Origin of the sequence: Streptomyces sp. N35 (assembly GCF_016464295.1) — a bacterium.
Classification (GTDB): domain Bacteria; phylum Actinomycetota; class Actinomycetes; order Streptomycetales; family Streptomycetaceae; genus Streptomyces.
Genome location: NZ_JAEIMH010000010.1, coordinates 50,605 through 77,565, shown reverse-complemented (window position 1 = coordinate 77,565; position 26,961 = coordinate 50,605). Strand labels below are relative to the sequence as shown.

Annotated in this window: 25 protein-coding genes; 12 read left to right on the top strand and 13 right to left on the bottom strand. The window is 70.1% G+C overall.

What is annotated here, in order from left to right; all coding sequences use genetic code 11:
* The first annotated feature begins 297 nt into the window (after positions 1–297).
* Positions 298–1,239: a helix-turn-helix transcriptional regulator gene (locus tag JAO81_RS08220; RefSeq protein WP_199547125.1), complete on the top strand. Its 942-nt coding sequence runs from the start codon at positions 298–300 to the stop codon at positions 1,237–1,239.
* A 25-nt stretch (positions 1,240–1,264) separates the two neighbouring features.
* Here the strand turns inward: JAO81_RS08220 and JAO81_RS08215 are convergent, their stop codons facing one another.
* Both JAO81_RS08215 and JAO81_RS08210 read right to left on the bottom strand, forming a co-directional pair.
* The gene (locus JAO81_RS08215; RefSeq protein ID WP_199547124.1) at positions 1,265–3,448 is read right to left on the bottom strand and encodes an alpha-N-acetylglucosaminidase; all 2,184 of its coding nucleotides are present in this window, start codon (positions 3,446–3,448) and stop codon (positions 1,265–1,267) included.
* Between the two features lie 165 nt (positions 3,449–3,613).
* Entirely contained in the window at positions 3,614–5,566 is a 1,953-nt protein-coding gene (locus JAO81_RS08210; RefSeq protein ID WP_233415079.1) for a M13 family metallopeptidase, read from the bottom strand.
* A 206-nt stretch (positions 5,567–5,772) separates the two neighbouring features.
* On the opposite strand from JAO81_RS08210, the gene JAO81_RS08205 reads away from it, so the two are divergent.
* Both JAO81_RS08205 and JAO81_RS08200 read left to right on the top strand, forming a co-directional pair.
* Positions 5,773–6,717 carry a nucleoside hydrolase gene (locus tag JAO81_RS08205; protein ID WP_199547123.1) on the top strand — a complete coding sequence of 315 codons (945 nt, stop codon included), beginning with the start codon at positions 5,773–5,775 and terminating at the stop codon, positions 6,715–6,717.
* A 49-nt stretch (positions 6,718–6,766) separates the two neighbouring features.
* The gene (locus tag JAO81_RS08200) at positions 6,767–7,903 is read left to right on the top strand and encodes an oxygenase MpaB family protein (protein ID WP_199547122.1); all 1,137 of its coding nucleotides are present in this window, start codon (positions 6,767–6,769) and stop codon (positions 7,901–7,903) included.
* Between the two features lie 54 nt (positions 7,904–7,957).
* On the opposite strand, the gene JAO81_RS08195 is transcribed toward JAO81_RS08200, so the two are convergent.
* A complete protein-coding gene (locus tag JAO81_RS08195) occupies positions 7,958–8,905 on the bottom strand; it encodes an RNA polymerase sigma-70 factor (RefSeq protein WP_199547121.1) in 948 nt (315 codons plus the stop codon).
* A 205-nt stretch (positions 8,906–9,110) separates the two neighbouring features.
* Here JAO81_RS08195 and JAO81_RS08190 point away from each other — a divergent pair, with 205 nt between their 5' ends.
* From JAO81_RS08190 to JAO81_RS08180, 3 genes are all read left to right on the top strand, one after another.
* Positions 9,111–9,878, top strand: a complete 768-nt coding sequence (locus JAO81_RS08190) for an SDR family oxidoreductase (protein WP_199547120.1) — start codon at positions 9,111–9,113, stop codon at positions 9,876–9,878.
* 52 nt (positions 9,879–9,930) lie between these two features.
* Entirely contained in the window at positions 9,931–10,377 is a 447-nt protein-coding gene (locus JAO81_RS08185; RefSeq protein WP_199547119.1) for a hypothetical protein, read from the top strand.
* Positions 10,378–10,495: 118 nt separating this feature from the next.
* Positions 10,496–10,972 (top strand): hypothetical protein, encoded by a 477-nt coding sequence (locus JAO81_RS08180; protein ID WP_199547118.1) that lies wholly within the window; start codon positions 10,496–10,498, stop codon positions 10,970–10,972.
* On the opposite strand, the gene JAO81_RS08175 is transcribed toward JAO81_RS08180, so the two are convergent.
* From JAO81_RS08175 to tdh, 3 genes are all read right to left on the bottom strand, one after another.
* Positions 10,962–11,876: a LysR family transcriptional regulator gene (locus JAO81_RS08175; protein ID WP_199547117.1), complete on the bottom strand. Its 915-nt coding sequence runs from the start codon at positions 11,874–11,876 to the stop codon at positions 10,962–10,964. The genes JAO81_RS08180 and JAO81_RS08175 overlap by 11 nt on opposite strands.
* A 21-nt stretch (positions 11,877–11,897) precedes the next feature.
* Positions 11,898–13,106 (bottom strand): glycine C-acetyltransferase, encoded by a 1,209-nt coding sequence (locus JAO81_RS08170; protein WP_199547116.1) that lies wholly within the window; start codon positions 13,104–13,106, stop codon positions 11,898–11,900.
* A gap of 80 nt (positions 13,107–13,186) precedes the next feature.
* On the bottom strand, positions 13,187–14,215 hold the full coding sequence (tdh, locus tag JAO81_RS08165; RefSeq protein WP_199547115.1) for an L-threonine 3-dehydrogenase: 1,029 nt from the start codon (positions 14,213–14,215) through the stop codon (positions 13,187–13,189).
* A gap of 285 nt (positions 14,216–14,500) precedes the next feature.
* Between tdh and JAO81_RS08160 the strand changes: the two genes are divergently transcribed.
* Positions 14,501–15,037 carry a hypothetical protein gene (locus JAO81_RS08160; RefSeq protein WP_199547114.1) on the top strand — a complete coding sequence of 179 codons (537 nt, stop codon included), beginning with the start codon at positions 14,501–14,503 and terminating at the stop codon, positions 15,035–15,037.
* A gap of 139 nt (positions 15,038–15,176) precedes the next feature.
* Here the strand turns inward: JAO81_RS08160 and JAO81_RS08155 are convergent, their stop codons facing one another.
* Entirely contained in the window at positions 15,177–16,103 is a 927-nt protein-coding gene (locus JAO81_RS08155; RefSeq protein ID WP_199547113.1) for a D-alanyl-D-alanine carboxypeptidase family protein, read from the bottom strand.
* Between the two features lie 217 nt (positions 16,104–16,320).
* On the opposite strand from JAO81_RS08155, the gene JAO81_RS08150 reads away from it, so the two are divergent.
* Complete coding sequence (locus tag JAO81_RS08150) at positions 16,321–17,883, top strand: class I adenylate-forming enzyme family protein (RefSeq protein WP_199547112.1); 1,563 nt, start codon at positions 16,321–16,323, stop codon at positions 17,881–17,883.
* 6 nt (positions 17,884–17,889) lie between these two features.
* Here JAO81_RS08150 and JAO81_RS08145 read toward each other — a convergent pair whose 3' ends face one another.
* The 4 genes from JAO81_RS08145 to JAO81_RS08130 all read right to left on the bottom strand — a co-directional run bounded on the left by JAO81_RS08145 (position 17,890) and on the right by JAO81_RS08130 (position 21,521).
* Positions 17,890–18,678, bottom strand: coding sequence for an endo alpha-1,4 polygalactosaminidase (locus JAO81_RS08145; protein ID WP_374194269.1), 789 nt, complete (start codon positions 18,676–18,678; stop codon positions 17,890–17,892).
* A gap of 17 nt (positions 18,679–18,695) precedes the next feature.
* Complete coding sequence (locus JAO81_RS08140; RefSeq protein WP_199547111.1) at positions 18,696–19,313, bottom strand: histidine phosphatase family protein; 618 nt, start codon at positions 19,311–19,313, stop codon at positions 18,696–18,698.
* 127 nt (positions 19,314–19,440) lie between these two features.
* Positions 19,441–20,298: an alpha/beta hydrolase gene (locus JAO81_RS08135; RefSeq protein WP_199547110.1), complete on the bottom strand. Its 858-nt coding sequence runs from the start codon at positions 20,296–20,298 to the stop codon at positions 19,441–19,443.
* Positions 20,295–21,521 (bottom strand): amidohydrolase family protein, encoded by a 1,227-nt coding sequence (locus JAO81_RS08130; protein ID WP_233415078.1) that lies wholly within the window; start codon positions 21,519–21,521, stop codon positions 20,295–20,297. The genes JAO81_RS08135 and JAO81_RS08130 overlap by 4 nt, the downstream gene beginning before the upstream one ends.
* 86 nt (positions 21,522–21,607) lie before the next feature.
* Here JAO81_RS08130 and JAO81_RS08125 point away from each other — a divergent pair, with 86 nt between their 5' ends.
* The gene (locus JAO81_RS08125) at positions 21,608–22,210 is read left to right on the top strand and encodes a TetR/AcrR family transcriptional regulator (protein ID WP_199547108.1); all 603 of its coding nucleotides are present in this window, start codon (positions 21,608–21,610) and stop codon (positions 22,208–22,210) included.
* 503 nt (positions 22,211–22,713) lie between these two features.
* Here JAO81_RS08125 and JAO81_RS08120 read toward each other — a convergent pair.
* A complete protein-coding gene (locus tag JAO81_RS08120) occupies positions 22,714–22,926 on the bottom strand; it encodes a DUF397 domain-containing protein (protein WP_233415077.1) in 213 nt (70 codons plus the stop codon).
* A gap of 222 nt (positions 22,927–23,148) precedes the next feature.
* On the opposite strand from JAO81_RS08120, the gene JAO81_RS08115 reads away from it, so the two are divergent.
* Entirely contained in the window at positions 23,149–23,742 is a 594-nt protein-coding gene (locus tag JAO81_RS08115) for an ATP-binding protein (RefSeq protein WP_199547106.1), read from the top strand.
* Positions 23,743–23,828: 86 nt separating this feature from the next.
* Here the strand turns inward: JAO81_RS08115 and JAO81_RS08110 are convergent, their stop codons facing one another.
* A complete protein-coding gene (locus tag JAO81_RS08110) occupies positions 23,829–24,710 on the bottom strand; it encodes an NAD(P)-dependent oxidoreductase (RefSeq protein ID WP_199547105.1) in 882 nt (293 codons plus the stop codon).
* 109 nt (positions 24,711–24,819) lie between these two features.
* On the opposite strand from JAO81_RS08110, the gene JAO81_RS08105 reads away from it, so the two are divergent.
* Both JAO81_RS08105 and JAO81_RS08100 read left to right on the top strand, forming a co-directional pair.
* Positions 24,820–25,392, top strand: a complete 573-nt coding sequence (locus JAO81_RS08105; protein WP_199547104.1) for a TetR/AcrR family transcriptional regulator — start codon at positions 24,820–24,822, stop codon at positions 25,390–25,392.
* Positions 25,393–25,560: 168 nt separating this feature from the next.
* Positions 25,561–26,832, top strand: a complete 1,272-nt coding sequence (locus JAO81_RS08100; RefSeq protein WP_199547103.1) for an alpha-L-fucosidase — start codon at positions 25,561–25,563, stop codon at positions 26,830–26,832.
* Positions 26,833–26,961 lie beyond the last annotated feature (129 nt).

Sequence of the window (26,961 nt, the reverse complement as noted above, 5' to 3'; positions counted from 1 at the left end):
CGCCCGCGCCGGGGCCGCGGGCGGGCGCCCCGGGACGCGGGGGGCCCGGCGGCGTCCCGGCCAGGACCGCGGTGGCGGCCGCGGCGGCCGTGGCGGACAGGACGGTCCGCCGGGACAGGGGCTGCTTCGTCATTCGCCCACTCCTCGTTGGGATGCGCCCGTGGGCGCGGTGGTCGTATGACGCCAGTGTCGGCAGGTGCGGGAGATGCTGTGATCCCTCCGCCGTGCCCGGGTACGGCCGTTCCCGGGTACTGGCAGGGCCACCCTCACGCGCTCCCTGGAAGCGATGATGGCGTGATGAAGCGACGTACCGAGCTCGGAGAGTTCCTGCGTTCCCGCCGCGCCCGGCTGCGGCCCGAGGAGGTCGGCTTGGCCCCCGGCGGCGGCATCCGGCGGGTGCCCGGGCTGCGCCGTGAGGAGTTGGCCTACCTGGCCGGAATCAGCGTCGAGTACTACGTACGGCTGGAGCAGGGCCGCAACCCCGGTGTCTCCGATGCCGTGTTGGACGCGGTCGCCCGGGTGCTGTGCCTGGACGAGGACGAGCCCACCCACCTGCACCGCCTGGCCCGGCAGCCGGCCGGCGTGCCGCGCCAGGACCGGCCGCAGCAGGCCAGGCCGGGCATGCGGCAGCTGCTGTACACCATCGGCGACACCCCCGCGTTCGTCTTCGGGCGACGGATGGACATCCTGGCCTGGAACCAGCTCGCGTGCGCGCTGATCACCGATTTCGGGGCGCTGGCCCTGCATGAGCGCAACCTCGCCCGGCTGGTGCTTCTCGACGAGAAGGTGCTCCGGCTCTACCCGGACCGGGAGTTCGTCGTCAAGGACACGGTGGGCCACCTGCGCCTCGACGCCGGACGGCACCCCGACGACCCGCAGCTGGCCGCGCTCGTCGGCGAACTGTCGCTGAAGAGCGAAGAGTTCCGCAGGCACTGGTCGATGCACACGGTGAAAAGCAAGTCGCACGGCTACAAGCGCTTCGAGCACCCGGTGGTGGGTGCGCTGACGCTGCAGTACGAGACCCTGCACCTGCCCGACGACAGTGAGCAGTACCTGACCGTCTACACCGCGCGGCCGGGGACGGCGGACGCGGAGAACCTGCGCATCCTGTCCAGCTGGTACGGCGACGGCATGCCTGGCGATCGCCGCTTCGAACCCGGCCAGGTCCGGGCCCCCGGTCCCGGCCACGAGCGCGGGCAGGACACCGACACCCACTCCTCCGGCTCTGCGGAGTCCTGACTGCGCCGGACCTGGGTCTGCCCGCTCAGGCACCCACCGCCCGCGCCACCTTCCGCGCGATCCGCACGATGTCGCCGCTCGGCTTCGTCGGATACGCGGGGTGGGTGCGGAGCCAGTTCTCCTCGAGGGCGTACCAGTCGATGGGCTTCGGCTCGCGCCCCTCGGAGAGTGCGGCTGTGAGCTCGTCGAAATACGTCCGCCAGCGCAGGGTGTAGAGGCCGCCGATCAGTCCGGACCACTCGCGGTTGGCGTAATCGCGCAGTCCGCCGCCGTCCGCGGCCTGGCGGTGGCCCCAGACGGTCAGGAGGGAGGTGGCGTCGTACGCGAGGCGGTCACGCTCCTGCGCGTCCCGGCCCCATGCGCGGGCCTCGGCGATCCAGCGGCCGAGGAGATGACCGGTGTCGGTGGCCACCACTTCTTCGAGCAGTTCCATCCATCGGAACCACTGCCCGGTCAGGGACGCGAACTCCGCCGAATCCCCGGCTTCGTACGCGCGCCGGATCTCGGGAAGGAGCAGGCGGCTGCGGTGGGACACGGTCTGCCGGGCGACGTCCATCAGGTCGTAGCGGTAGGCGGAGCCGCGGCGCAAGGCCGGGGCGACCGCGAGGAGTTCGGGCAGCGCGCGGGCGAACTCCTCGACGTCGTAACGCAGTGTCGTGGGGGACCAGGAGGCGGCGTTGTCGGCGGCGAGATCCGGGCGGGCCCCGAAGAGCCCCTCGTGGGCTTCGCTCCACTGGTCGGCCCGGGTGGTGCCGTAGGCGGTGCGGCGCAGGATGTCCCAGGCCGCCGATGCGTGCCGGTCGGCGGCGCCGTACCGGTACAGAGGCCACTGCTCGTACCAGCCGCGCAGCTCGACGGAACCCTCCGTCCAGGCGAGGTCGCTGAAGAGGGCGAAGGCGGCCGGGTTGTTGTCGGCGGCCTCCGGCATCAAGGCGATGCCCCGCAGCGCGCTGCCCTCCTTGGTGCGCCACGAGTGGTAAAGCGCCTCCCAGTCAGGTGTGTTGGCGCCCATCGCCGTATGGCCGCCGAAGTTCCAGATCGAGCCGAAGGCGTAGGGCGTGCCGGCCCAGTCCTTCTCACGGTCGGTGATGCGCGGGAAGCGGTCGGACAGGCCGTCGACGATGAGCATTCTGGAGGTGTCGGCCGCTGCGATGAGCTCCTGGTGCGGGTTGTGCTGCCAGCCGAGGATGGCCCATTCGGCATCGGGGTGCGCCGTGCGCAGCGCACGTTCCACGGCGCGTGTCGCGTCGCCGATGGGGACGTCTCCGGGGTCGCCGCCCTCGTGCAGCAGATCCATCTTGTACATGGATGAGTCGCCGTACAGCTCGCGCTGCGTCGCGTAGAACGTCTCGGCGATGCGGGCGAAGTGCGGGTCGCGCGGGTCCAGCCAGTCGGGCCGGGTGAAGCCGACCCAGCCGCCCTGTGGGACGGTGACGGCCCCGGGATTGCGCTCGGCGAAACCGGCGGGAACGGTTCCGTAGTAGCCGGGCAGGACGGGCGTCATGCCGAGCTCCCGCAGCCGCCGGGTGATCCTGCCCGCCAACTCCCGGCGCTGCTCCAGGAGATGAGTGGATACGGGCCCGCCGAAGCCGGACATGTTCTGCAGCAGCCACCAGGGCTGGTGTGCGGGCCCGGGGATCCACGCACGGATCTCGGCGTCGGTGTAGCCGAACTCCTGGAAGACGCGGTGGTACACGGAGTCCGTGCCGATGGTGACCAGCACCTCGTTGTAGCCGTGCAGGGCCAGGAGGTCGAGCTCGTGCTCCCACCACTCCCAGCCGCGGTACGGGCCGGTGTAGCCCTCGTTGGTGTCGTTGAACGCGAACCGGTGCGGCACGTTGGCCTCCCGCTCCAGTGGCGCGTCCGGCGCCGGGAGCTGATCGGGGAGGTTCGGCTGCGCACCGTTCCAGGAGAAGTGGGCGTGCGCGATATGGCGCAAGTACTGGTGCAGGCCGGTGAGTTGGACGGCCGGAGTGGTGCCTTCGACCAGGAGGTCGCCGGTGGTGCCGGTGACCCGGATGAGGTCGTGGCCGCCCGGGGCCGGGACGCGGCGGAACGTGCCCTGTCGTGCATGGGGGGGCAGCAGCCTGCGCCGCGCCCCGGCGGCGGCGCCGGGTTCGGTGCAGGGCCCGGCGTGGGCGGCCGAGGCGGAGGCGGCGATGAGCGCCGAGGCGCCGAGGGCGAGGGCGGAGCGACGGCTGAAGTCCATGAACTCCCCAAGGGTTGGTGAGACGCAGAAGAATCCGTACGGCGATCCGTGCCGCTGCGGACAGCCGTCCGTGCCGCCGCCACGCAGCCCAAAGCCCCACCCCGCACACCCCACGCCAACGGCGTCGAGGTGGCGGGACGGGGCCCTACGACCAACAACAGGACATCACCAGATCCGTACACGCTCCGCCGGATCCAGCCACAGACCGTCGCCCTCGGCCGTGCCGAACGCCTCGTGGAACTCGTCCAGGTTGCGCACGATGTTGGCGCGGAACTCCGGCGGAGAGTGCGGGTCGATGGTCAAGTACTGCTGCTCCTGCTCCTTGCGGCGCTTGGTGCGCCAGCAGAACGCCCAGTTCATGAACAGCCGCTGCGAACCGGTCAGTCCACCGTTCTCCGGCACCGTCTGCCCGCCGAGCGAGATCAGGTACGCGGTGTGGCCGATGGTCAGACCGCCCAGGTCACCGATGTTCTCGCCGACGGTCAGCTGACCGTTGACGAACTCGCCCGGCAGATTGCGCGGCGAGAACCCGTTGTACTGCTTCACCAGCGCCTGCGACTTGGTCTCGAAGGCGCTCTTGTCGTCCGCCGTCCACCAGTCGTTGAGGTTGCCCGCACCGTCGTACTGCGCGCCCTGGTCGTCGAATCCGTGGCCGATCTCATGGCCGATGACCGCGCCGATGCCGCCGTAGTTCTCGGCCGGGTCGGCGTCGGGGGAGAAGAACGGCTTCTGCAGGATGCCGGCGGGGAAGCAGATCTCGTTGGTGCCCGGGTTGTAGTACGCGTTCACCGTCTGCGGCAGCATGAACCACTCGTCGCGGTCCACCGGGGAGCCGATCTTGCCGATCTGCCGATCCGACTCGAAGGCGGCGGCCGCCTGGGCGTTGGCAAGCAGGTCGTCCGCGGAGACCGTGAGCTGGGAGTAGTCGCGGAACTTTTCCGGGTAGCCGATCTTCGGCCGGAACGTGGCGAGCTTCTCGTACGCCCGCTCCTTGGTGTCGTCCGTCATCCAGTCAAGACGGCTGATGGACTGCCGGTAGGCCTCCAGGAGGTTGGCGACCAGGTCGTCCATCTTCGCCTTGGACGACGGCGGGAAGTGCCGCGCCACGTACTCCTTGCCGACCGCCTCGCCGACCGCGCCCTCGACGAAGGACACCCCGCGCTTCCAGCGGGCCCGCAGCTCCGGCGTGCCGTTGAGGGTGCGGCCGTAGAACTCGAAGTTGTTGTTCACGAACGCGTCGGTCAGATACGGCGAGCACGCGCGCAGCACCCGGGCCAGCGTCCAGTCCCGCCACTGCCCGATCGGCACCTCGATGAGCAGCCCGGAAAGGTGCGCGAGGTACGAAGGCTGGCGCACACAGGTCTCGGCGATCGTCTTGTCACTGCCGCCGAGTCCGGTGATGTAGCCGCGCCAGTCGAACTCCGGGGCGAGCGCGGTCAATTCGTCGAGCGTGGTGAGGTTGTACGTCTTCTGGACGTCGCGGGTCTCCGCGCGCTCCCAGTGCCCGGCGGCGAGCTTCGTCTCCAGGGCGAGGATCGCGGCCGCGGAGTCGGCGGACGTCTCATGGCCGGCGAGGGCCAGCAGCTCGGTGAGGTAGCCGACGTACTTCTCGCGGATCTCCGCGAACTTCTCGTCGCGGTAGTACGACTCGTCGGGCAGGCCGAGACCGCCCTGGAGGATGTTGAACAGGTACCGGTCGGAGTTCTTGTCGTCGGAGTCGACGTACGCCCCGAACAGGCCGGACCCGCCGACCCGCTCGAACCGTCCGAGGAACGCGGCGAGCTCCCGCGTGTCCGAGATCGCCGACACCTCGTCGAGCAGCGGCTGCGCGGGGGCGAGCCCCTTGGCGGCGATGGTCTCCTCGTCCATGAACGAGGCGTAGAGGGCGGCGATCCGGCGGGCGTCGGCGTCCTCGCCGCCCTGCTCGGCCAGCTCCTGAATGATCTCCTTGACCTGCTGCTCGGCGACGTCCACGAGCTGTACGAAAGGACCCCAGCTCGACCTGTCGTCGGGGATCTTCTCGGTGTCCAGCCAGACGCCGTTGACGTGGCCGAACAGGTCGTCCTGCGGTCGGATCTCGGGGTTCATGCCCGCCTGGGCATCGTCCAGAATGCTCATCCGTGCAGCCTATGCGAGGTGGCGGCGCGGTTGGAGGGCGCCGGGGGTCCGGTGTCCTGTGCGGCGGGTACGCCCTCTCGAGCCGACGCCCGCTCCCGGGGACGCCCTCTCGAGCCGACGCCCGCTCCCGGGTACGCCCTCTTGAGCCGACGCCCGCTCCCGGGGACGCTGACCCCGACTCCGCCGACGACAGTGAGGCCACCCGCATGGGCACCCCCGTGATCTTGGACTGCGACCCCGGCCACGACGACGCGTTCAACATCCTGCTCGCCGCCGCTCACCCCGCCATCGACCTGCTCGCCCTCACCACCGTCGCAGGAAACCAGACGCTGGAGAAGACCACGCTCAACGCGCGTCGCGTCTGCACCGTCGCCGGCATCGAGGGCGTGCCGATCGCGGCGGGCCGGGACCGTCCCCTGCACGGCCCGGTCCGGGTGGCCGCCTCGATCCACGGCGAGTCCGGCCTCGACGGTCCCGGCTTCAAGGACCCGACCGTGCCCCTCGACCCGCGCGACGCCCTGACCCTGATCCGCGACACGCTCCTGGCCCACCCGCGGCCCGTCACGCTGGTGCCCACAGGGCCGCTCACCAACATCGCCGCCCTGCTGCTCGCGTATCCTGACCTCGCCGGGCGTATCGAGCGGATCGTCCTGATGGGCGGCTCCACCGGGCGCGGGAACACCACCCCCGCCGCCGAGTTCAATATCCACTGCGATCCCGAGGCCGCCGACCTCGTCTTCTCCAGTGGGCTGCCCGTGACGATGCTCGGCCTCAACGCCAGCCACCAGGTGCTCGCCACCGAAGACGTCATCGCCCGCTTCGACGCGCTCGGCACACCCCTCGCCGGCATCTGCACGCAGATGCTCGGCTTCTTCGCCGACCGCTACCGGGAGGTTTTCGGCCTCCCCGGAGCGCCGCTGCACGACCCGCTGACCGTCGCCCACCTCATCGACCCGGACCTCATCACCCTCGTCCCGGCGTCCGTCGCCATCGAACTCACCGGCACCCACACCCGCGGCGCCACCGTCGTCGACCTGCACGGAGTCACCGGCCGCGCACCCAACGCGGAGGTCGCCACCGTGGTCGACGCCGACCGCTTCTGGGACCTGATCGTCGACGCCGTACGCGTCCTGGGCAGGGATACGGCATGACCGATTCCTTGCGTTGTGGCGCGCTCACGACATCTTGCAGTCTTACGTCATGACCTGGCCCACGCGCCGCGGCGACGCGGACGAGATCAAGCTCAAGTACCCGGAGCAGGCCGAGCAGTTGGGCGTGGCGCTGCGCACCGGCGATCCGCTCGCCGACGCGGTCGTCGCCGAACTCGCGGACCTGGGGCCGAGCGCTCGCCGGACCCTGCTCGCGGGCCTGCGCGACGGTCTGGGCAGCCTCGAGGCCCCACCGCCTGCCGTCGCCGCGCTGCTCGCCGACGTCGAGTCGGTCTCGTCCCCGTACGACATCGACCGCGGCGCGTACGTCGCGCTCACCGTGCCGCCGTTCGCCCACAACATCGCGCTGGGCCAGGGCGCGCTGGTCAACACGTACACATCGCCGGTCATCGCCGCGGTGCTCAGGCGCACGGGGCGGCTGACCTCGATGGCCAAGCGCCGTCTCGACGAGACGGGCAAGTGGCTGCTCCAGGCGATCCTGCCGGGCGGCCTGGAGCGCGGAGCGGGCGGTTACGTCGCCACGGTGATGGTGCGGCTGCTGCACGCACAGGTGCGGGCGGCGGTGCGCGGCCAGGGCTGGGACGAGGACACCTGGGGAGCACCGATCAGCCAGGTCGAGCTGGTGCGCACCTGGCTCGACTTCACCCTGGTCTCGTATCGCGCGCTGGCCGCGATGGGCTACGACTTCACCGACGAGGAGCTCGCCGACGCCTCCCGGCGCTGGCAGCACCAGGGCCGCCTTCTCGGCACCGACGCCGCGTTCTACGGCCATATCACCGGCCACGGCCGGGCCGCCGAGCTCGCCGACCTGATCGCGATGACCGACGACGGACCGGACCCCGACACGCAGCCGTTCCTGGAGGCTCTGCAGGGGGCCGCCATCCAGCAGCTCACGCCGGTCTTCGGCGACCCGGTCCTGACCGGGTCCCTGATCCGCGCGTTCGCCCGTCTCATCCAGGGCGACGCGCGGGCGGACGCCCTGGGCATCGCCCCCAGTGAACTCGGTCCGCTCCTGCCGGTGTTGATCCTCGGCACAGCGGAGAGCCGCCGTCTGGCGCGCCGGCTGCCCGAGGAGTGGTCGGCCCTGCAGCGCAACCACCGCGCGGCGATCGACGAGATCCTGGCGGCGCCGGACACCCCGACGACGTACGAGGCGAACCTGGCGTAAGCGGCTGCGCGTGTCCCTGACGGCAGCCGGCAGCCGGCAGCACAGGCTCCCGGCTCAGCGGCTGACGGCGGTCTCCGCTGCCACACGCGACAGCTTCTCGGGGTTACGGACGTGATAGGCCCCGGTGACGAAGCCGTCCTCGACCCGCACCGCCACCACCCCGTCGACCTCGCCGTCGACCCGGACGAGCAGGCCCGGGCCACCGTTGATCTGCACCGGTTCGACCGACCGTGCGGATTCCTGCTCCCACCAACCGCCCGCGAGCAGCCGGGCCACCTTGTCCGCGCCCACGATGGGCCGCAGGAGGGCGTGTTTGACTCCGCCGCCGTCGCTGAGCGCGACGACGTCGGGCGCCAGGATGTCGAGCAGGCTCTGCAACTCGCCCGTCTCGACCGCGCGTTGGAAGGCCCGGAGCGCTGCCCGGGTCTGGGCCGGTGAGACGGGTCCACGGGGGCGGCGCGCGGCGACGTGTGCGCGGGCCCGATAGGCGAGCTGGCGGACCGCGGACGGGGTTCTGTCCACGGCTTCGGCGATGTCGTCGTAGTCGAGATCGAACACCTCTCGCAGGACGAACACCGCACGTTCCACCGGCGCGAGCGTCTCCATCACCAGGAGCATCGCCATCGAGATGCTCTCGGCCAGTTCGACGTCCTCGGCCACGTCCGGTGCGGTGAGCAACGGCTCGGGCAGCCACGGTCCGACGTAGGACTCCTTGCGCCGGCCGAGCGTACGCATCCGGTCCAGTGCCTGCCTGGTGACGATCCGCACCAGGTAGGCGCGTTGTTCCCGTACGGCTGCCGTGTCCACGGCCACCCAGCGCAACCAGGTCTCCTGGAGCACGTCCTCGGCGTCGGCGGCCGAGCCGAGCATCTCGTAGGCGACGGTGAACAGCAGATTCCGATGGCGGACGAACGCCTCGGTGGCGGAGTCCAGGGGCTCACTGCGCTCCGTGCGGTCAAGTAGTTCGTCTCCGCTCGTGGCTTGACCGCTGCGCTGGCTCATCTCCGGCTCCCGTCCCTTGCTTCCTGGCCCTGCTTCAGGCACTAGACGCCGGTCCCCGCCGCGGCGTAACACTCCCGGCCGGTGTCCTGGGTCACACGGATCCGGGTGTTACGGGCGGTGGGCCCCCGGCGTCTCGTGTCCGGCAGGACGGGCCGACGGCACAGTCACCGATCGGCGGCCCCAAGATCCAGGAAGGGCAGCGCACATGAACAACGGAAAGTTCGCCGTGGCCGGAGCGACCGGGCGGCTGGGACGTCATGTCATGGACGTCCTCGAGGAACGCGGACATCAGGCCGTGCCTATGTCCCGCGCCACCGGCGTGGACATCATCACCGGTGAGGGCCTGGCCGATGCGGTCACCGGCGCGGACGTGATCATCGACGTCGCGTCCTGGCACGCCTCCGAGCAGGAGGCCGCCGCGGAGTTCTTCCGCACGGCCGCCCGCCATCTGCACGAGACCGGCCACGAGGCCGGCGCCGACCGCGTCGTCGCGATGTCCATCATCGGCGCGGACAAGGCGACCTCCGGTTTCGTCGCCGCCCAGCAGGTACACGAGGAGGCCCACCTGGCCGGGCCGCTGCCCGCCCGGATTCTGCGGGCTGCGCAGTTCCATGAATTCGTCGGTCAGCTCCTGGACTGGCAGCCAGGTGATATCGCCCATGTCCCCGCCCTGCCCACCCAGCTCGTGGCCTGCCGCACCGTGGCCGAAGCGCTCGTCGACCTGGCGGTCGCCACCGCCCTGCCCGCCCGGCCCGGTCCCGGAGTGCCGATTCCCGAGATCGCCGGGCCTCGCCGGGAGTCGATGGCCGATGCGGCGAAGCTCCTCGGAGAGCGTCGGGGCATCACGGTGGTGGAGGTCGACGGCTCCGGTTTCCCCGATGCCGAGATCGCGGCGGCGGGCGGGTTTCTGCCGGGCCCTCACGCCAAGCTCGCGGGCCCCACCTTCCAGGAATGGCTCGAGGTCCAGTCCTGATCAGGTCAGCACGCGGAGCGGTGCAAAGCAGCGGACACGAAAGGGGACTTCGATGCTCAACTCCTCGACCGACAATGCGCCTTCACGTGCGGGGACGGACCTGACCGTCCGAGTGGTGGACGGTCACGGCCCAATCGTGCTGCTGCGGGTGGTGGCCGCCCTCGCTTGCCTGGAGACCTTGGTGCAGGGCTTGCTCGCGGGGATGCTTCTGAACGGTGACGTGGATTCGATAGATCCGCACGGCATCAACGCCTACGTCTTCGAGCTCCTGGTGTGCTGCCAGGTCGTGGCAGCTGTGCTGCTGTGGCGCCGCAACCGCCGGCTGACCTGGCCGCTGAAGGCCACGACCGGCATCCTGCTGGCCACCTTCACGCAGACCGCGCTGGGTCTGCAGAGCTCTCTCGCTGCCCATGTCGCCCTCGGTGTGGGCCTGTGCGCCATGGAGACGGCACTGGTCCTGCGGGCCTTCGGGCTCCGCGCGGAGCGGCCGGCCGTGTGAGCCATGGCCCCTGACCCTCGACGTGAGGTCGAGGGTCAGGGATCACTCGACCGGAGGTCCGGGGCGGGGTGGCGGAAAATCCGGTGACGCAGGGGCCGGGACGCCGGATACTGGCGCGATGACCACCCCTCCACGCCGCTTCCGCGATCCGCGGACGAAGCCCTATGCCTACCTCGTGGGCGTGGTTCTGGTGCGCTGCCCGGGATGTGACGGCCAAGCGAGGATCGCGCGGATCTCGCCGGACACATGGTGGTGGTCCGCCCGCCGTCTGACCTGCACGCTCTGTGGCGTCGCCCGCACCACGAAGGGCAACGTGCTGACGTTCCGGCACGGGGACCCGGTCGACCCGTGGTTCGGGCTGCCCCTGTGGCTGCAGACCCGGACCCGTCACGGTCACCTCTGGGCGTACAACCGCGAACACCTCACGCTGATACGGGAGTTCGTGGCCGCAACCCTGCGCGAGCGCGCTCCCTGGTATGACACGGGCGCGAAGATGACCGTCGTCGCGCGGCTGCCGCGCTGGATCACCAAGGCGGGGCACCGCCAGGAGATCCTGCGGGCCATCGACCGCATCCGGACGCCGGTCACGCGCTAGGCGGAATCGCCCCCGCCGCACGCTGCAGCGCATCGAGCACCGGCCGCAGCAGCGGATGTCCCTCCGCGCCCCGCCGTACCGCCGCGAACACCCTGCGCGTGGCGACCACGTCGTCGACGGGCCTTACCGCCGTATGCGAGAGGTCGGTGTCGCGCAGTGCCGAACGTGGCACCAAGGCCACACCCGCGCCCGCCGCGGCCAGCGCGACCACCGCGCGGAAGTCGTCCGATGAGTGCTCGAGCCGCGGCTTGAACCCGGCGTACTCGCAGGCGAGCACCATCACGTCATGGCAGGGGTTGCCCGGGTACGGGCCGATCCACGGCTCGTCGGCGAGCGCGGAGACCGCGATGGTCTCGGCGGCGGCGAGCCGGTGGCCGAGCGGGAGCACCGCGTCGAAGGGCTCGGCATAGAGCGGGATACGGGTCAGCCGGTCGTCCGCGCTCGGCGCGCCCCGGTACTCGACCGCGACCGCGACATCGGCGCGCCCGTCGAGCACCATCGGCAGGCTCGCGTCGCCCTCCGCGTCCCGGACCTGGATCCGCAGCCCGGGATGAGCGCTGCTGAGATCGGTGATCGCGGGGGCGAGGACGACCGCGATACCGGTCGCGAAGGCGGCGATCGTGACCTCGCCTGCGTCGCCCGAGGTGTACGCGGCGACCTCGGCCTCGGCCCGTTCCAGCTCGGCGAGGACCTGACTCGCGTGACGCAGCAGGATCTGGCCCACGCCCGTCACACGCATGCCTCTTTTGTCCCGTTCCAGGACCTTGTGCCCCAACTCCTGTTCCAGCGCGGCGATCTGCTGGGAGACGGCGGAAGGGGTCAGATAAAGCGCCGCGGCCGCGGCAGTCACCGTCTGGTGGTCTGCCACGGCCTGCAGCGTGCGGAGCCGGCGTGCGTCGATCACACCGCCGATTCTGCCAAGGATTTACCGCGCGGATTCCGCCAGGGCCGCACGGGCGGCGACGAAGGCGTCCACCGCACGGTTCACATCCGCGGTCGAGTGCGCCGCCGACAGCTGCACACGGATACGGGCCGCACCCTGCGGCACCACCGGGTACGAGAAGGCGATCACGTAGACGCCGTGCTCGAGCAGCAGCTCCGCCATGCGCGCCGCCTTTGCCGCGTCACCGATCATCACCGGTGCGATCGCGTGGTCGCCCGGCAGGATCTCGAAGCCCTCCTCGGTCATCCGCGAGCGGAAGAGCGCGGTGTTCGCGGTGAGCTGCTCGCGCAGGTCACCAGCGGACTCCAGGAGGTCGAGGACCTTGAGCGACGCGGCGGCGATCACCGGGGCGAGGCTGTTGGAGAACAGGTACGGGCGCGAGCGCTGACGGAGCAGTGCCACGATCTCGGCGCGGGCGGCCACGTAGCCGCCGGAGGCGCCGCCGAGCGCCTTGCCGAGTGTGCCCGTGATGATGTCGACACGGTCCATCACGTCGTGCAGCTCGGGCGTGCCGCGGCCGCCGGCGCCCACGAAGCCGACCGCGTGCGAGTCGTCGACCATCACCATGGCGTTGTACTGCTCGGCGAGGTCGCAGATCTCCCGCAGCGGCGCGACATAGCCGTCCATCGAGAACACGCCGTCGGTGACGATCAGCTTGCGCCGCGCGCCGGCCGCCGCGGCCTCCTTGAGCTGGTGCTCCAGGTCGGCCATGTCGCGGTTGGCGTAGCGGAAGCGCTTGGCCTTGCACAGGCGGATGCCGTCGATGATGGAGGCGTGGTTGAGGGCGTCGGAGATCACCGCGTCCTCGGGGCCGAGCACCGTCTCGAAGACACCGCCGTTGGCGTCGAAGCAGGAGGAGTAGAGGATCGTGTCCTCCTGGCCGAGGAACGACGAAAGCCGCGCCTCGAGCTCCTTGTGCACCTCCTGCGTCCCGCAGATGAAGCGCACCGAGGCCATGCCGTAGCCCCAGCGGTCGAGGGCCTCATGGGCGGCGGCGACGACCTCGGGGTGGTCGGCGAGACCGAGGTAGTTGTTCGCGCAGAAGTTGAGGACCTCACCGGGGCGGCCGCCGGCCGTGACGTCCACGGTGGCGGACTGCGGGGTGCCGATCACGCGCTCGGGCTTGTGCAGGCCCGCCGCCTCGATCTCGTCGAGGGTCTGCTGCAGCTGTGCGCGTACGGAGTCGAACATGAAGGGTTCCTTCTCGGGGGTCGCGGCGTTCGGAAGAAGGCAGGAGGGACGGCGGCCGGCCTGGCCGGCCGACGGTCCGGTCAGGCGGTCCAGTCGAGGATGACCTTGCCGCCGCGGCCGGACGCCGCGTCGTCGAAGGCCGCCTCGAAGTCACGGTGCGAGTAGCGGCCGGTGATCACCGGGGCGAGGTCGAGGCCACGCTCCAGGAGGACGGACATCGCGTACCAGGTCTCGAACATCTCGCGTCCGTAGATGCCCTTGATGGTGATCATCGACGTGACGATCCGCGCCCAGTCGACCGCGAACTCCTCGGCGGGCAGGCCGAGCATGGCGATCTTTCCGCCGTGCGTCATGTTGGCGACCATGTCGCGCATGGCCTGCGGGTTGCCGGACATCTCCAGGCCGACGTCGAAGCCCTCGCGCAGACCGAGGGTGCGCTGGCCGTCGGCGATGGAGGATTCGGCGACGTTGAGGGCGAGGCTCACACCGATCTTGCGGGCGAGTTCGAGGCGCTCCTCGCTGACGTCGGTGATGACCACGTTGCGGGCGCCGGCGTGCTGGGCGACGGCGGCGGCCATCAGACCGATCGGGCCCGCACCGGTGATCAGCACGTCCTCGCCGACCAGCGGGAAGGACAGCGCGGTGTGCACGGCGTTGCCGAACGGGTCGAAGATCGCGGCGATGTCGAGGTCGACGGGCACGCGGTGCACCCACACGTTGGACGCGGGAAGCGCCACGTACTCGGCGAACGCGCCGTCGCGGCCGACACCGAGCCCGACCGTGGCGCGGCACAGGTGCCGGCGCCCGGCCAGACAGTTGCGGCACTTGCCGCACACCAGATGGCCCTCGCCACTCACCCGGTCGCCGATGTTGATGTCCTCGACGTCGCGCCCGGTCTCGACGACCTCGCCGACGAACTCATGCCCGACGACCAGCGGCGTCTTGATGGTCTGCTGCGCCCAGCCGTCCCAGTTGCGGATGTGCAGGTCGGTGCCGCAGATCCCGGTGCGCAGCACCTTGATGAGGACCTCGCCGGGGCCGATCACCGGCTCGGGCACCTCCCGCATCCACAGTCCGGGCTCCGCCTTGTCCTTGACGAGTGCCTTCACCGGGGGAGCCTCCTGAGTTCGTGATCATGCCGAGCCACTCATCAATCTGCCCCGCGGTGCGGGTGGAGTCCATCAACGATTTCTTAAGCCACACCGCAGGAGTGCTTCATCTGGCCCAAGCAGGTCCGGCTTCCGTACGCGACCGGGTCCGACGGGCCGTCAACTGGGCGCATCCCTACGCCGTCCGGGCCCATCCGAGCGGTGCACCGCCGAGCCTGCCCCTAGGGTCACCAAAGGAGACGGCAAACAGGGAAATAAAGGACGGGAGTGGTTCTGATGCGCGCGGTGGCACCGAGGCGTCAGACGGCGGCGGCGATCGTGGCGAGCGGCTGTGTGCTCGCGCTGGGCGCGACACCGGCGGCGGCCGCGGACGACTGGGGCAACTGGGGCTGGCAGGTGTCCGTCTCACCGACCACGGTGAAGCCCGGCGGCACGGTGACGCTCACCTCCTCCGGCTGCCAGGAACCGACGGTCAAGGCCGAGGCCGGGATCTTCGACATCGTCGAGCTCAACGAGGGCAAGTCGGCGACGGCCTGGATCTTCGACGACGCCAAGCCGGCCGCCGAGTACGAGGTCACCTTCACCTGCAAGAGTCAGACCAAGAAGGTCACCGTGAAGATCGCCGACGACGGCGGCACGATCTGGCCCACGCACCAGGGCACCCGGCCGCCGATCCACAAGGGCGTGAAGGCCGGCTCGGGCGGCACCTTCGACCAGTCCGACCTCATCCAGCTGGGCCTCGGCGGCGCACTGGTGGCCGGCGCGATCGGCGCCTCGCTGTACTTGCAGGGGGCGCGCGGGCGGGGCGAGGGGCGCGCCTGACGCGCGGCGGCCGGCCCGGCCGGGGGAGGTATGCGGCTCAGCCGCCGGTCCGGCGAAGAGCTCCGTGAGGCTCGGCCGCCGGTCCGGCGAAGAGCTCCGTGAGGCTCAGCCGCCGGTCCGGCGAAAAGCTCCGTGCCGCTCAGCCCCCCGACTTCGGTAGCCGGCCGGCCGGCTTGACCCGGCCGCGCGCCGCGAATCCCCAGTCCAGTAGGGCCCGGGCCTCGTGGTAGACGCCGTTGCGTGCGCCGGACTGCGGGTTGAGCACGGTCACGATGATGGTCCGGCCGCCGCGCCGGGCGGCCGCGATCAGCGTGTTGCCGCCCCGCGTGGTGTAGCCGTTCTTGATGCCGATCACGCCCGGATACCGCCGCACCCCGTGCGAGCCGGCGAGCAGCCGGTTCGTGTTGTCGATACGCACCCAGCCCCGCGGCGTCGGGAAATAGCCGTACGCACTGCGGCAGTAGTAGGCGAAGTCCCTGTTGCGCAGCCCCTCACGGCCGAACAGCGTCAGGTCGTACGCGGAGGAGAACTGCCCGCGGGCGTCGTATCCGTCGGGGGAGACCACATGGGTGTTGCGGGCGCCGAGCGCCCGGGCCTTCGCGTTCATCTTCCGGGCCGTGTGCCACCAGCCGCCGTTCATCCGGGCGAGCACCCGCACGGCGTCGTTGCCGGACTTGAGAAAGGTGCCGCGCCACAAGTCCTCGACCCGGTACGTCCCGCCGATCCGCACCCCGACCCGGCTGCTGCCCGCGCCGATGCCCGCCAGTTCCTTCGCCGTCACCCGGTGCCGCATACGGCTGTCGAACCGGGGCAGCACCGTGAGGGCGAACAGGGTCTTGAGCGTGCTCGCGGGCGCGAGCCGCTGATGCGGCCGACGGGCGGCGAGCACCTCCCCGGTCCCGGCGTCCGCCACCACCCAGGCGCGCGCGGAGAGGTGACGGGGGAGTGGCGGCGGGGCCTGGACGCGATCGGTGTCCGAGGCGTGTGCGGGCAGCGCAGGGGTGAAGCCCGCCGCGAGGGCGAGCAGCGTACAAAGGGCGGGCCTGAACCGGGATCTGACGCTCATTCAGCCAAGGTAGGCCATGATGATCATGGGGTGCAGTCGGAGTGGTCCGACCGGAGGTTTTCCGTGGTGGCCGGGCGTGTTGCCCTTGGGCCCGTGCACACCGGCCGGTGAGTGCACGCCGCACCCATTGCCGCGGCCCCGTCCCGGCGCCATACTCCCGGCCAACGCTCGCGCTCGGTCCTTCCCGCCCGCCGCCCACGACAAGGCAGGTGCCCCGATGCCGCTCGACCAGGCCGACCATCTCGCACGGCTCGCCGAATCCGCGTACGAACGACTCGGGGACCACGAGTCACTGGTCTACGGCGGCGGGCGCCACCGCTCAGGAGAGCTGTTCCAGCGCGCCACCCGGGCGGGTGCGGGACTCGCGGACCTGGGGGTCCGGCCCGGTGACCGGGTGGCCGTACTGATGGCCAACTGCCCGGAGGTGTCGATCACTTACCAGGCGATCTGGCGGGCGGGCGCGGTGGTCACCCCGGTGATGTTCCTGGTGAGCCCGGTGGAACTGGCGCACATCGTGAACGACTCGGGCGCCCGCTTCCTGGTCACCACGGCCGATCTGATGGCCTCCGTCGCGGCGGCCGCGCCACACGCCCCCGGCCTGAGTCAGGTCATCGTCGTCGACGAACTGCCGCCGGGTGCCCCCGAGCTGCCGCCCACCGTCACGATCACCCCGTACGCGGACGTGGAAACCGCCGCTCCTGGAGACATCGTGCCGCGCGGTGGGGCCGATCTGGCGGCGCTAATGTACACGGGCGGCACCACCGGACGGGCCAAGGGCGTCATGCTCAGCCACCGCAATCTGCACGCCTGCTCGTCCGCCGCGTTCACCGCGTCCCGCGTGGAGGGGCTGACCGACGGCATCAACCGCACCTTGATGCCCCTGCCGCTTTCGCATGCGTACGGACTGATCGTGACGTTGATCGGATGGCATGCGGTGGAGCCGCAACTGGCCGTACTGCAGCGCTGGTTCGACCCGGCGCAGTGGCTCGAGCTCGCCGTCGAGCACCGCGTGCAGCGCACCACACTTGTCCCCAGCATGATCCAGATGCTGCTCGAGCAGCCCCTCGCCGAGGCCGACCTGTCCGAGATGCGCTACGTCAGCAGCGGCGCCGCACCCCTCGCACCGGACACCCGGGCCGCCTGGCAGCGCGCCGTCCCGAGCAGCGAGATCCTGGAGGGATACGGCTGCACGGAGTCGGGCTCCGTCATCTCCACCAACCGGCCCGGCAGCAACCGCCCCGGCTCCGTGGGCACGGCGATTCCCGGATACGAGATCGAGATCCGTGACGACAAGGACCAGGTGCTGCCGCCGGGTTCGGAGGGCGAGATCTGTGTCCGCGCGCACGGCGTCATGGCCGGCTACTGGAACGCACCCGACCTCACCGCGCAGACCCTGGAGGGCGGCTGGCTGCACACCGGCGACATCGGCCGGTTCGACGAGGACGGCGCCCTGTACCTGATCGACCGCAAGAAGGACCTCATCCTGCGCGGCGGCTTCAACGTCTTCCCCCGCGACGTCGAGGACGCCCTCCTCAACCACCCCGCCGTCGCCTCGGCCGGTGTGGTCGGCCGACCGGACCAGCGCCTGGGCGAGGAGGTCGTCGCCTTCGTGGCGCTGCATCCGGATCAGCCGTGCGGGAGCGAGGAGCTGATCGCGTACGGGAAGGAGCAGCTCGCCGCGCACAAGTACCCACGGGAGATCCACATCCTGGACCGGCTGCCGGTCACCAGCGTCGGCAAGCTCGACCGCAAGGCCCTGCGGGCACGGGCCCGCGAGTAGCCATCCTCAACAGGTCCGGAACACATACCCCTTGGCGCCGCGCGGCCGTACGTCCAGGTCGCGCAGCGTGAAGGACATGTCGCCACCCCACCTGCGACAGGCGCGGGCGAAGGCGTCCGCCTTGTACTCGACCGCGAAGACCCTGTTGTCGTACGCCTTGCGGAAGGGCTCGCATTCGTCGTACGCCGCGCACTCCTCGACGACCGCGAAGTCGAACCCGATCTCCTCGCTCCTCGGCAACAGGTCGGTGGTGTTCTTCTGCCCGATCGCCAGACCCTCGCCGTGCGCCCGTACGGCGAGCAGCCGGGCGAACTCGGCCGCGTCCTCGGCGGACAGCAGCCCGTCGGAGCGGGTGTAGGAGTCGAGGTTGTCGGGCTCGACCGCGTCGTAACCGTCGCGCGCGCAGCCGTCCAGCCACGGTCCGACGATCCGCAACAGGTCCTCGCGCTTGTCCGCGGTGGAGAGGTCGAGGAGCGCTTCGTCCCAGTCCTCGTCGATCACGAGCTCGCCGTCCTTGCGCAGCAGCAGCTCGTCGTGATGTTCCTTCCACCAGTCGATGGACTCGCCCGGCTGGGTCTGGAAGGCGTTGACGTAACAGACGTTGTAGCGTCCGGGCGCGGGCTTCGCGGTGCGGTCGCGCGCCACTGCCGTCACCTTCTCGTCCGGCTCGTACGGGCCGCCGAGTTGGTAGTCGAAAACGGCGTTGGGTTCGGGGGGCTTGACCTCCGCAGGGGCGGAGCCGGGGGAGCAGGCGGTCAGGGCGAGCAGCAGCAGGGCGATGGTGGTGTGCGGCACGTTCGGTCCTTGGTCGTTCAGATGTGCAGCTCCGCGGGGAGCCCGGTCCAGCGGAGCTCCTCGGGCAGATGCCGGGTGTCGTTGTAGCAGAGCAGATTCGCCGGGCGATCCGGTGCATAACGGATCACGGTGAGCCCCGCGTTGGCGTGATTGAGGCCGAGCCAGCGCCAGTCGGGGGCGTCCAGGGCGTGCCGTACGAGCCAGCCGACCAGGAAGTTGTGCGTCACGACCAGCTCATGGCGGTCCTCGCCACCCTCGACCGGCCCGGTGAACTCGGCCAGGGCCCGCACGGCGAGCGCGGGCCCGTCCTCGCGTTCGGCGGCCGGGAACTGCGCGAGCCACGAGAGGTAACGATCGGCGCTGTCCTCGGGCAGTTCCTCGCGCTTGGGCAGATACGGGATGTAGTCGCCGGCCACCGGTGAGGAGTGGATGTCGACGCTGCCGAGCTGCTCGCGGATCAGCCGGGCGGTCTCGGTGGCCCGGGGCAGCGGGCCGTGGTGCACCGCGGCCAGGGGCTTGTCCCGCAGCCGTTCGCCCAGCAACCGGGCCTGGGCACGGCCCGCTTCGGTGAGGCTGCTCTCGTCGGGCGTCGCCTCGCCGTGCCGGGCCAGGTACAGGTAGCGGGTTGCTGTCATCGGTGCGGCGTCCTTGTCTGCAAGATCCATTGCGTACGCGGGAGGACGCGCAGCCCTGGCAGTCGGTTCCGCGCCCCTCGACGCTGTCCGCTTGTTGTGGCCGGCCGAAGAGCAGCGGCGGTCGGGCTCACTGAGTGGCGCGGCAGGTCCTGAGGTAGCTGAGGAACGATGCCTGCAGCCCGGTCACGTGCGTCTCGTGCATGAGTGCGCTGGTGACGGATCCGCTGCGTGAGGTGAGGCGGTGAAGGAACGCGGCCGTGTTCTTCGTGAGGTTCTGGTAGACCGCCAGGTCTCCGAGGAGCTCTTGCTCGTTGAAGGTGATGTGCAGCTTGGTGGCGGGCAGGGTGTCACCCATTGCTTCCAGACGAGCGAAGACCTGACTGCCCGCATCGACGATGCCGGGGCTGCCCGCGCCGATGCTGTCGAAGAAGGTGCCTTTGGTGAGCCAGGCGTAGAGGCTGAAGAGTCCGCCGTAGGAATAGCCGAAGAGTCCGTGACCGCTCGGGGCTGTGCCGTAGTCGCGTTCGATCCGCGGGTGCAGGTCGTCGGTGAGGAAGTCCAGGAACATGTCCCCGCGGCTGTCGCTCAATTCAGCGAGGTAGGCGTCGGCCTGCTCGCGAGTCGTCGTGCCCGCCTCGACCCCCATCTCCACCGCATCGATGAACTCCTTCGCGACGGGTTCGCCGGGCGGCACGAGGTCGCGGTTGCGCAACCGCTCCCAGTGCTCTGCTTCCTCGCCCGCGTACCCCACGCTGACCTGCACGTAGGGCTGAATCGACTGCATGGGGTCCAACTGCGTGACGATGAGCGGGGCGGTCATGCCCACGGCCCAGTTGCCGTCGAGCACGTACACGACAGGCGCTTGCGCCGTGGCAGGGTCGTAGCGCGGTGGCGTGGTGACCCAGACGCCGTAGTCGTACCCACCGCCGGAGCGCATCTCGAAGTAATCGGTGTGGGGGAGGCAGCCCTGCCACATGGTGCTCATCTGAGGTCCTTTACGATTCGGCCGGCCTGGATGACGAGGACGGCGTTGGCGGGGTCGGAGAACAGTTCCGGGTCTTCGAGCGGGTCGCCGTTCCACAGAACGAGGTCTGCCTGCGCGCCGGGAGCGATGACACCCACCTGACCGGACAGGCCGAGGATCTCGGCGTTGGTCCGGGTCGCCGCCACGAGCGCTTCCATCGGCGTCTCGAGGGCTGCGCGCAGGCTGAGTTCCTTGCCGCGCCGGCCCTGGGCCGGGCCGATGAGATCGGAACCCAGCCCGATGCGTACGCCCGCGTGCCTGGCGACAGCGAGCGCCTTCGTCATCTGCTCGCGTACGCCCTCGGCCCGGTGGCGGATCGACTCGGCGAGCCCGGCTCCGGCGGTGTCGTGCAGCAGTTGCTCGACGACAGCGAACGTGGGCACGAGAGCAACCTCGCGAGCGGCCATCAGGGTGGCTGTCGATTCGTCGAGGCCCGTGCCGTGCTCCACACAGTGCACCCCGGCCTCGACGGCATTGCGGATGCCCTCGTTGTTGTGGGCGTGGACTGTCACGTAGGTGTTCCGTGCCGCGGCTTCCTGCACCGCTACAGCGATCTCTTCGACGGTGAACTGGGTGTCGCTCAGCCGATCATGTCCGCCCACCACTCCGCCGGTCACGCAGAGCTTCAGGAAGCAGGCTCCGCGGCGGAAGGCTTCGCGGACGTTGTGCCGCAGCTCGTCCGCGTTGCCCGACATCGTGGAGAGGGCGCACAGGCCCGGGATGTGGTGGCTGCTCCACAGTTCGGTGGGTTCCCATGCGGCTCCGTAGTAGCCGTGGCCGCCTATCTGGCACTGGACAGGTCCGCACGACAGCACGCGCGGCCCTCTGACCTTGCCCTTCGCGATCGCGGTGACGACACCGCCGTCGATCCCGCCGGTGTCGCGCACGGTGGTGAAACCGGCGTCGAGCGTAGCGCCGGCCGTGGCGAAGATGTCCGCCGCGATCTCGGCGGCGCTGATGCCGAACGAGAAGTGCGGCTGGATCGGGCTCGACAGGCCCAGGTGGACGTGAGCGTCGATGAGGCCGGGCGTCATCGTCAATCCCTCGGCATCCAGACGCTCGCCGTGCGCGCTGGAGGCACCGAGCCGGGCGATGCGGCCGTTCTCGATGGTGATGTCGAGGTTGCCGGGATCGCGCCCCGATCCGTCGATGACCCTCGCGCCGACTACATGAGCAGGCCTCATGGTCGCTCCTCCGCCGTTGCGAGCCGACTGCGACCATGTGCGAAGCAGCACGGAACCACCCATCTTTCTTTTCCAATGGATAAACTGTGGGAGTGATCCTGTCAACCTCGGAACGCAAGGGCAGCGCGAGCGGGCGACTCCTGGCACGGCTTCTCGACGCCTTCGGCGACGCCCTTCCCCCGCCGGAGATGTCGCTCCGTGAGGTCGCCGCCCGGATCGAGACCAGCCACGCCCTGTTGCGCTACCACTTCGGGTCGCTCTCGGGCGTCCTGGCCGCCATGCTCAAGGCGCAGCGATCCCGCGACAACGAGGCACTGTTGGAGGCCGCCCAGCAGGGCACCTTCGACGAATTCGTCGGGGCGATCTGGCGTACTTACACCCGGCCGGAGCAGCTGTCGCGTGCCCGCGGCTTCTTCTACGTCGTCGGACTGGCCGCGTACGACCCCGATGACTTCCGTGAGTTCGTGGAGTCGATAGGCGACCTGACCGTGATGCTGTCCTCGCTCGCGGAACGCGAAGGGCTCGACGCGAAGGAGGCGCGGGACGTGGCCACCGTCACCGTTGCCGCGATGCGTGGCCTCCTGCTGCAGGAAGTCCTGACTCCCGGCACCCGCCCGGAGGACGCGGTCGCCTTGATCCTGCGCATGAGAGAGGGCCGATCCGTTCCGCGATCAGGTCCGGAGCGTTGAGTGGGTGTTTTTGACCCCTGGCCATCATGACCGACGTGGCTGACCGGATCGGGAACGTCACCGAGATCATTGCTCGTGACCCTGCTCCGGCGCCTGCGGCTGACCCACCCCCAGATCCCCCGGATTTGGGGGACTCCGCCCTACGCACGTGACCTGTTGCCCGACAGCTGGGCGACGAAGCCGCGCATCTAGGGGTGAGTCTGCTGCTTCCGATCACTGTCCTGCGTGCACGCAGGACAACGAGAAGCCGCCGATGTCCTGCACGTGCGGCAGGGACGGTCCGTCATCACGCAACGAACCTTCTACCGCTGCCCAGGCGGCATGCCGGTCCGGGATCTGTGTGTCGTCCAGGTCGAGCAGAACAACAAACTGGTTTGACCGCACATGGCCTCCGCTTCCCACCCCCACCGATGACCGACCGGACCATTCTCAACGGCCGAGGAAGAAGAACCACCCACTAAAGGGCACGGGCAGCACCGGCCCGGACGATCCGAACGAAGCTGCTACGTCAAGTCGTCGAAGTCCCCGTCCTTCGCGCCCTGGATGAAGGCGGCGATCTCCGCCCGCGTATAGACGAGGGCAGGGCCCGTGGGGAAGCGGGAGTTGCGCATCGCGATCTGGCCGTCGGGCAGATCCGCGAGCTCGACGCATTCGCCGTTCGGGTTGCTCCGGCCGCTCTTGCGCCAGCGCACATCCGGGAGGAGAGCTGCGGACATGCCGTTGTCACTTGCCACTTTCGAGCGGTGTTGCGGACCCATGAAGCGTCCCCCTTGTCCCCTGCCTGCACTTGCCTGCGCGAACCTCCGTGCGCGGTGGCGTACTTGCAGACGTGCGTACGGCTGCACTTGCAGATGTGCTTGCAGCCGTCAGTTCACACCATCAGGATGTCATCCGGGAATTGTTGCTCTGATGTCGTTTCAGACGCTTCGGGAGGCCTGGTGACCACGACCGCGGACCCAACCGCGCTGCTCGACCCATGGGGTGCGGCCGCGACGGCGGGAACGGCCAGCCAACTCCTCGAGAGCGAGGCGGACAGCGAGAAGGTGGCCTGGCAGTTCGTGGTCACGACGCTGGAGCGCTGGGGCTGCAGGGCCCTGGCGCCCCGGGTCCTGCCGGCTGCCGGTGAGCTCGTCGCCAACGCGTTCGCGCACGGCGTCGACGCGGACGGGCCGGGTGCGTATCCCTGCCCGGTGGTGCTCTGCCTGCTGAGATCCGGCAGCGATGTGGTGTGCGCGGTCTTCGACCCCGCTGAAACGCTTCCGCGCCGCACCGCGGCGTACGGTCTGCGACGCGTCGACGCCGTCGCGGACGCCTGGGGCTGGACGGCGCCCGGGCCCGACGGCAAGGCGGTCTGGGCCGCGTTCTCCGGACCGGCAGCGGGCCGCCGCTCGGCCGCCGCGGTCATGGCCACGCTGGATCCGCTGCTCGTCCAGATAGAGGTCTTCACCGGCAGCGCCACGCCAAAACTGGTGCTCGCCGATCCTTCCTGGGGAGTCGAAGGGCCCCCGGAGCCGGCGCCTGCGGGCGGCTGAACTCCGGGGGCCTGTCGGCTCAGGGCCTGTGTCTGCGGCCCTCGCGGTGTGTGCCCGGCGGTGAACTGGCCGTCGGGCAGGCGTGGTTACGCCCCGGCCTTCTTCATCAGTTCCACCAGCGAGGAGAAACTGTCCGCGGCGTGGCCGGCGCCCATGCCGCGCCGGAACAGCTCGACCACCGCGGCCGGCAGTGTGGTGTCGACTCCCGCATCCGCGTTCGTGTGCAGGACGTGCTCGACGCTGGCCATCCCCATGGCGAGGCGGTCCACGTCGCCGAGGTGCCGGCTCGCGTCGATGCGCTCGGCGTAGAAGGAGAAGAACCCCGGCAGCGAGTTGGCGGTCTCCACCGCGTGCGGCAGGATGTCCGCCGCTGCGAGGCCGTTGGCATCGGCAAGGGCGACGGCCTGCCAGTAACTCAGCATCGAGGTCCAGAACATGACCATGCCGATCTGGTACATGAGCGCGGCGAGCCCGGGGTCCTCTCCCCGGTGGTCGGTCCGCCCCGTGATCACTTCCAGCGCGGCCCGGTGCTCGTCGAAGACCGTGCGCGGGCCGCTGTAGAAGGTCGACGATTCGGCCTGACCGATCCCGGAGGGCGGCACGGTCACGCCGCCGGTCAGCTGGACGGCGCCCCGCTCGGCCGCCCAACTGGCCGCGGCGCGGGCCTTTTCGGGTGTGTCCGAGCTGAGATTCACCAGGACCCGGCCGGTCAGTGCGGCCGCGGCGGGCTCGAGCGTGGCGTACATGGCGTCGTAGTCCGTCAGGCTGAGGATCACCAACTCGTTGGCGGCGAGGGCCTTCTCCACGGTCGGCGCGAGCACCGCCCCGCGTGCGACGAGGTCCTCCGCGCGCGAAGCGGTGCGGTTCCAGACCGTGACGTCGTATCCGCGGTCGAGGAAGGCGCCGGCCATGGCCTGACCCATGGGGCCGAGGCCGATGACGGTGACCGACTGCTTGGTGCTGCGCATGATGAGATCTCCACCCCTCACTAAAACGATCGCTCTATTCAGAGCGTGGTGAGAACGTAGCACAGCTCTAGAACGAACGCTCTACTCAATGACCGGCTACGGTGGCGGCATGCAGACCAGCACTCGGGACCGGATCGTCGTCGCGGCCGCACGTCTCCTGCAGCGGCAGGGCTATGTGGGCACGGGAATCAAGCAGATCGCCCAGGAGGCGCAGGCCACCCTCGGCTCCGTCTACCACTTCTTCCCGGGCGGCAAGGAGGCCGTCGCCGTCGCCGCGATCAGGCACAGCACCGAGGAGTTCTCGGCGCTCCTGAGCAAGGCGCTGGACAGCGAGGAGGGCCCAGGGGAGGCGGTCGCGGCCTGCGCGCGGCAACTCGCCGATGAACTGAGGGAGTCGGGCTGGACCGACGGCTGCCCCGTCACGGCAGCCGCTCTGGAGACGCTCGGCACCGACTCCGAGATCCAGCAGGCGTGCGCCGACGCGTTGCGCGGCTGGGAGCAGTTGGTCGCCGACAAGCTGCTGCGGTGCGGCCTCCCCGCCGAGAGTGCACGGGAACTGGCGACCACAGTCATCTGCGCTCTGGAAGGCGCCGAAGTCACCGCCCAGGTCAACCGCAGCGAGGAGCCCCTGCTCGTCGCAGGCCGGCAACTCGCCCGCCTGGTGCGCTCGTACGAGGTCTAGTGCGCTGATCGGCACGGTCCGGACGGGCGGCGGGCCAGGCTGCGGATCCTGGGGCGAAGGTTCTTCGGCGCGCGGCCGCAGGGACTTGTCGTGCGCGTGGTGAAAACCGACCAGTGAAGGTGAACCTGTCCCACGCGCCCAAGGCACATGGGCGCCTAGCGTCGAGGCATGCCGATGCAACCCTGGTTCTCCGACGCGAAGTTGGGCATCTTCCTCCATTACGGGATCTACGCCGTCGATGGCGTAGCCGAGTCCTGGTCCTTCTACTCCGGCGACGTGCCGCACGAGCAGTACATGAAGCAGCTCGACGGCTTCACCGCCTCCGCCTACGACCCGAAGGCGTGGGCCGCTCTGTTCGCCCGCGCCGGTGCGAAGTATGCGGTGCTCACCGCCCGCCACCACGACGGTGTGGCCCTCTGGGACACCGCGCACTCCTCGCTGAACGTCGTCGAGCGCACCCCGGCAGGACGCGACCTCGTCGGCCCGTACGCCGAGGCCCTGCGCGAACAGGGCCTCAAGGTGGGCCTCTACTACTCGCACTCCGACTGGAACCACCCCGACTACGCGAGCGTGGTCCACCCGGACGCCCCCAACGACGACGTACGGACCAACCGTTTCGTCACCCCCGAGGGCGGTGTCGAGGACCTTGAAGCGTGGACGCGCTTCGTTGCCTACCGGGACGCCCAGGTCGGCGAACTCGTCTCCCGCTACCGCCCGGACCTGCTCTGGTTCGACGGCGAGTGGGAACGCGGCGAGGAACAGTGGCGGATGCGGGAACTGTCCGAGCAGATTCTCGCGGTCAACCCCGAAACGGTCCTCAACGCCCGCATGCTCAGTTACGGCGACTATGCGACTCCTGAGCAGGGCGTACCCGTGAAAGCCCCGGACGGGCCATGGGAGTTGTGCCTGACGGTCAACGACTCCTGGGGCTTCCAGCACAAGGACGACAACCACAAGTCGGTACGGCAGCTCGTGCGCATCTTCGCCGAGACGATCGGCATGGGCGGCAATCTGCTGCTCGCCGTCGGCCCGCGCGAGGACGGCACGATCACGCCCGAGCAGGCGGGGCGCCTGGAGGGTCTGGGCGACTGGATCTCGCGGCACAGCCAGGCGGTGTACGGCACGGTGGCCGGCCTGCCCGCAGGACACCACTACGGTCCGAGCACGCTCTCGGCGGACCGCCGCACCTTGTACCTGACCTGCTTCGACACCCCGCGCGAGACGATCGGCATACGAGGCCTGCGCACCCCGGTCGAGAAGATCACCGTCCTTGGCGCGGGCACCGAACTCGCGCACCATGTCACGGGCGGCCTCCACGAGGTCCCGGGTCTGCTGTGGATCGACGCACCACAAGCAGCCGACGTCGACCCGTACGCAACGGTGCTGGCCGTGGAACTCGCGGGCGAACTCGATGTGTACCGGGGCACGGGCCGCACCTGACCAGTCGGCTGCGGCCAGGACCGGACTGAGCAACCCGGTGGCGAAAACGAACCACTGGGCAGCGGACCGGGACGCGCCCTCTCCCCCAGGAGGGGGGCCGCCCGGACGGCCGGCCGCCCTCCCCCCCCC